This is a genomic window from Planktothrix sp. FACHB-1355 (assembly GCF_014748295.1).
Taxonomy (GTDB): Bacteria; Cyanobacteriota; Cyanobacteriia; order Cyanobacteriales; family Aerosakkonemataceae; genus Aerosakkonema; species Aerosakkonema funiforme_A.
Map to the genome: position 1 here is coordinate 1 of NZ_JACJUP010000797.1, position 3,391 is coordinate 3,391.

A 3,391-nucleotide genomic window follows, 5' to 3' on the forward strand; every position below is an offset into this window, starting at 1 on the left:
AAATTTTGGGTTATTCCCCCACAAGACTGTGGCTGAAAATGTTGAGTACGGTTTAAAAGTGCGGGGAACGGACAAAACTTCTCGCCACCAAAAAGCCCTAGAAATCCTGGAAACAGTAGGTTTAACTGCATGGGCTTCTTATTTACCCGCTTCCCTGAGTGGGGGAATGCAGCAGCGGGTAGGGCTAGCCCGTGCCTTAGCTACAGATGCTGAAATTTTACTGATGGACGAACCATTTAGCGCTCTCGATCCCCTAATTCGACGTGAAATGCAGGAGGAATTGCTGCGCCTGCAAAAACAGCTGCACAAAACGATCGTCTTTATCAGCCATGATATTCACGAGGCGCTGAAATTAGGAGATCGCATTGCCGTCATGAAAGATGGCAGCATCATTCAAATCGCCACTCCCGAAGAACTGGTTACCAACCCTACCGATGATTATATCCGCGCTTTCATCCAAGATGTCAACCGCGCCCAAGTCATCAAAACTGGTACTATTGCTCGTCAAATAGTTCCTTTAATTCTCGGTGAAGACAACGATCCTAGCGCCGCACTAAAGCAAATGTTACATTACGACTGCAACGATATGTATATTGTCGATCGCGACGGCAAACCTGTTGGTACCGTCAATAGAAAAACTCTGGAAACCGCCATTTCACAAGGCAGGGATGACATCAGCCAACTGATGCAGACCCACTTTCCCCAAGTTAATGCTTCCACGAGGTTAGAAAATACATTTCATCTCTGCCAACAAGGACTCCCTATAGCCGTAGTTGATGGGGAAGGATTTTTCAAAGGAGTTGTTGAACAATCAGATGTTCTTGTTAATATATTAACGATGCCCAACTAGCCGTCAGCTGATTGACCGCCTTTAGGGGCTAGAACAGCGGACGAGTAAAGCAGCAAAAAGGCAATCCCAAATCCCAAATCTAAAATGTTAAATTATTTGGCTTTATCCAGTTACTTCATTGCCTTAAGTCAAGGAAGACTTGATGTTATCTTAAATCCCTTTAAACTTTATACCATACCCATTCAAGATTGGATTAACACCGGCGTTAATTTACTGGTCGATCGCTGTCGTCCCATCTTCCAAATCATTCGGATTCCTTTTAGCTTAGCACTTGATGGCATAGAATGGCTGTTCCTTGCTATTCCTCCCCTGATTTTGCTGCTAATTCTTGGCTTGACAATCTGGCAACTGGCTGGGCGAAAAATTGCTATTTATAGCGTCATTGGGCTCATATTCCTTGGCTTTTTGGGGGTGTGGGAACAAACAATGATGACACTTTCTCTCATGGGGACAGCAGTATTATTTTGTGCGGCGATCGGCGTTCCCATTGGCATTGCTTGTGCCAGAAGCGATCGCCTGGAACAATTTGTCCGCCCTGTACTTGATTTTATGCAAACCCTGCCGCTGTTTATCTATCTCGTCCCTGTAGTAATGCTGTTTGGCATTGGCAAAGTGCCGGGAGTAATAGTTACATTAGTTGTGGCTATACCACCTCTAATTCGCCTCACCAACTTGGGCATCCGGCAAGTGTCAACAGAAGTAGTCGAAGCAGCGATCGCTTTTGGTTCGACCCCGAAACAAGTGCTGTGGGAAGTACTTCTTCCCCTCGCGATGCCCAGCATCCTGACCGGTTTGAATCAAACAATCTTGATCGCCTTATCAATGTCGGTGATTGCCTCGATGATTGCCGTGCAAGGACTGGGAATGATGGTATTACAGGGCACCAGCAGCTTGAATGTAGGACTGGCTGCCGTAGGCGGATTGGGGATTGTTTTGATTGCGATTATGCTCGATCGCATTAGCCAAGCAGTAGGTGAAGCCGATCGCCAAGTTTCCTGGTTCGAGCAAGGGCCGATCGGTTTTCTCCTCTCCCAGTTAAACATAATAAAAAAAAAGAGAATTCAAAAGAAACCGAGTTTGTTGAAGTAAATACCAAAAAAGTACTGACTTTGGTTGCCCTAGCAGCAACATTGCTCGTGGGTTTAATCTTCTACCTGCCAACTTCTAGGGCAACTACAGAATCAAAATCAGTCATAAAAATGCCCATTAAACGAGTAATTGTACGCTCTGCCTATGATGCTCCCCAAGATAAATTTATTGCAGAAATCGTTGACATCGCTCTGGAAAAGCTCGGTTACGAGATTGCACAACTACATCAGTTTAGTAACATCTCTCTCCTGCACGCTGCTTTCGCCACCGACGAAATCGATTTCACGGCTGTCTACTGGGAAAAATTGTACGAAACATTCTTTCAAAAAAGTGGCGGCGAACAAAAATTACAGCGACTGGGAGAGATTACTGCTAATCTCCCTCAAGGTTATCAGATCGATCGAAAAACCGCCGAGCAATATCACATCACTAACTTGGGACAACTGCAAGACCCCAAAATTGCCTTTCTTTTTGACTCGGACGGAGATGGTAAAGCAAATTTAGCTGGTTGCAGTGCGGGTTTGGGTTGTGATGAAATCATCAATCATCATTTAGATATTTATGGGCTGCGGGATACTGTTGAGCATGATGTAGGAGAATTATCAGCCTTACACGCAGATCTGATTGCTCGTTACAGGCAAGGAAAACCAATCCTTTACTATACCTGGAGTCCCATGTGGTTGGAGGCAATCTTAAAACCAGATGAGGATGTTGTTTGGTTAGAAGTTCCCTTCACCTCAATACCAGAAAAATTTGGCAAGTTTACAGAAAAAGACACTTCGATAAATGGAAGAAATCTCGGATTTATTGTAGATCGGTTGCGCGTTGTGGCGACAAAAGAATTTTTAACAGCTAACCTAGCAGCCAAAGCCTTGTTTGAACGAGTACAAATTCCGATCGAAGATATCTTGGCCCAACAACTTCTCTACCACTCTGGTGAAGATAGCTCAGCAGAGATTCGACACCATGCCGAAGAGTGGGTAAACAAGCATCAAAATTTATTCGATCGCTGGTTACAAGAAGCTAGGGAAACCGAGAAAGCTTTTGGTTAATTCTTATTTTGTGAAAGCGCGACGCAGAGCTGTTGCACTCTGGACTAGCGCCTTTTCACGTCCCTCAGTTACGCCCTGGATATAGATAAAGCCATGAATCATATCTTCATAACAGGTATATTCAACTTCAACTCCAGCATTGCGTAACTTTTTTGCGTAGTCTTCGCCTTCATCAACAAAGGGATCGAATCCGGCGGTGATAATCAACGCAGGTGGTAAACCGCTTAAATCCTCTGCTAATCCAGGCGAAGCCCGATGGTCGAACACATCTGCCTCACTGTTGAGGTAGTGGTTATTACACCATTCTATGATTTTCTCAGTCAGAAGATAGCCCTGACCATACACCTCACGAGAGGGAAATTTGGGGGCAATATATATATTTGGGTACAGCAGCAGTTGA

The 3,391-nt window shown here is 44.7% G+C and carries 4 protein-coding genes; 3 read left to right on the plus strand and 1 reads right to left on the minus strand.

Annotated features, from left to right (window positions below; genetic code table 11):
- The 3 genes from H6S82_RS25010 to proX form a co-directional block, all read left to right on the plus strand.
- Positions 1 to 850, plus strand: an 850-nt coding sequence (locus H6S82_RS25010) for an ATP-binding cassette domain-containing protein (RefSeq protein WP_191056883.1), incomplete at its 5' end; no start/stop codon positions are given.
- A gap of 84 nt (positions 851 to 934) precedes the next feature.
- Entirely contained in the window at positions 935 to 1,939 is a 1,005-nt protein-coding gene (locus H6S82_RS33715; protein WP_190464857.1) for an ABC transporter permease subunit, read from the plus strand.
- A 110-nt stretch (positions 1,940 to 2,049) separates the two neighbouring features.
- Entirely contained in the window at positions 2,050 to 2,991 is a 942-nt protein-coding gene (proX, locus tag H6S82_RS33720; protein ID WP_190464856.1) for a glycine betaine/L-proline ABC transporter substrate-binding protein ProX, read from the plus strand.
- A 3-nt stretch (positions 2,992 to 2,994) separates the two neighbouring features.
- On the opposite strand, the gene H6S82_RS25025 is transcribed toward proX, so the two are convergent.
- On the minus strand, positions 2,995 to 3,391 hold a 397-nt coding region (locus tag H6S82_RS25025), incomplete at its 5' end, for an alpha/beta hydrolase fold domain-containing protein (protein ID WP_191056884.1).

Coding starts and splice junctions, on each gene's coding strand:
- H6S82_RS33715 (WP_190464857.1), top strand. CDS start 935: ATGTTAAATTATTTGGCTTTATCCAGTTACTTCATTGCCTTAAGTCAA.
- proX (WP_190464856.1), top strand. CDS start 2,050: ATGCCCATTAAACGAGTAATTGTACGCTCTGCCTATGATGCTCCCCAA.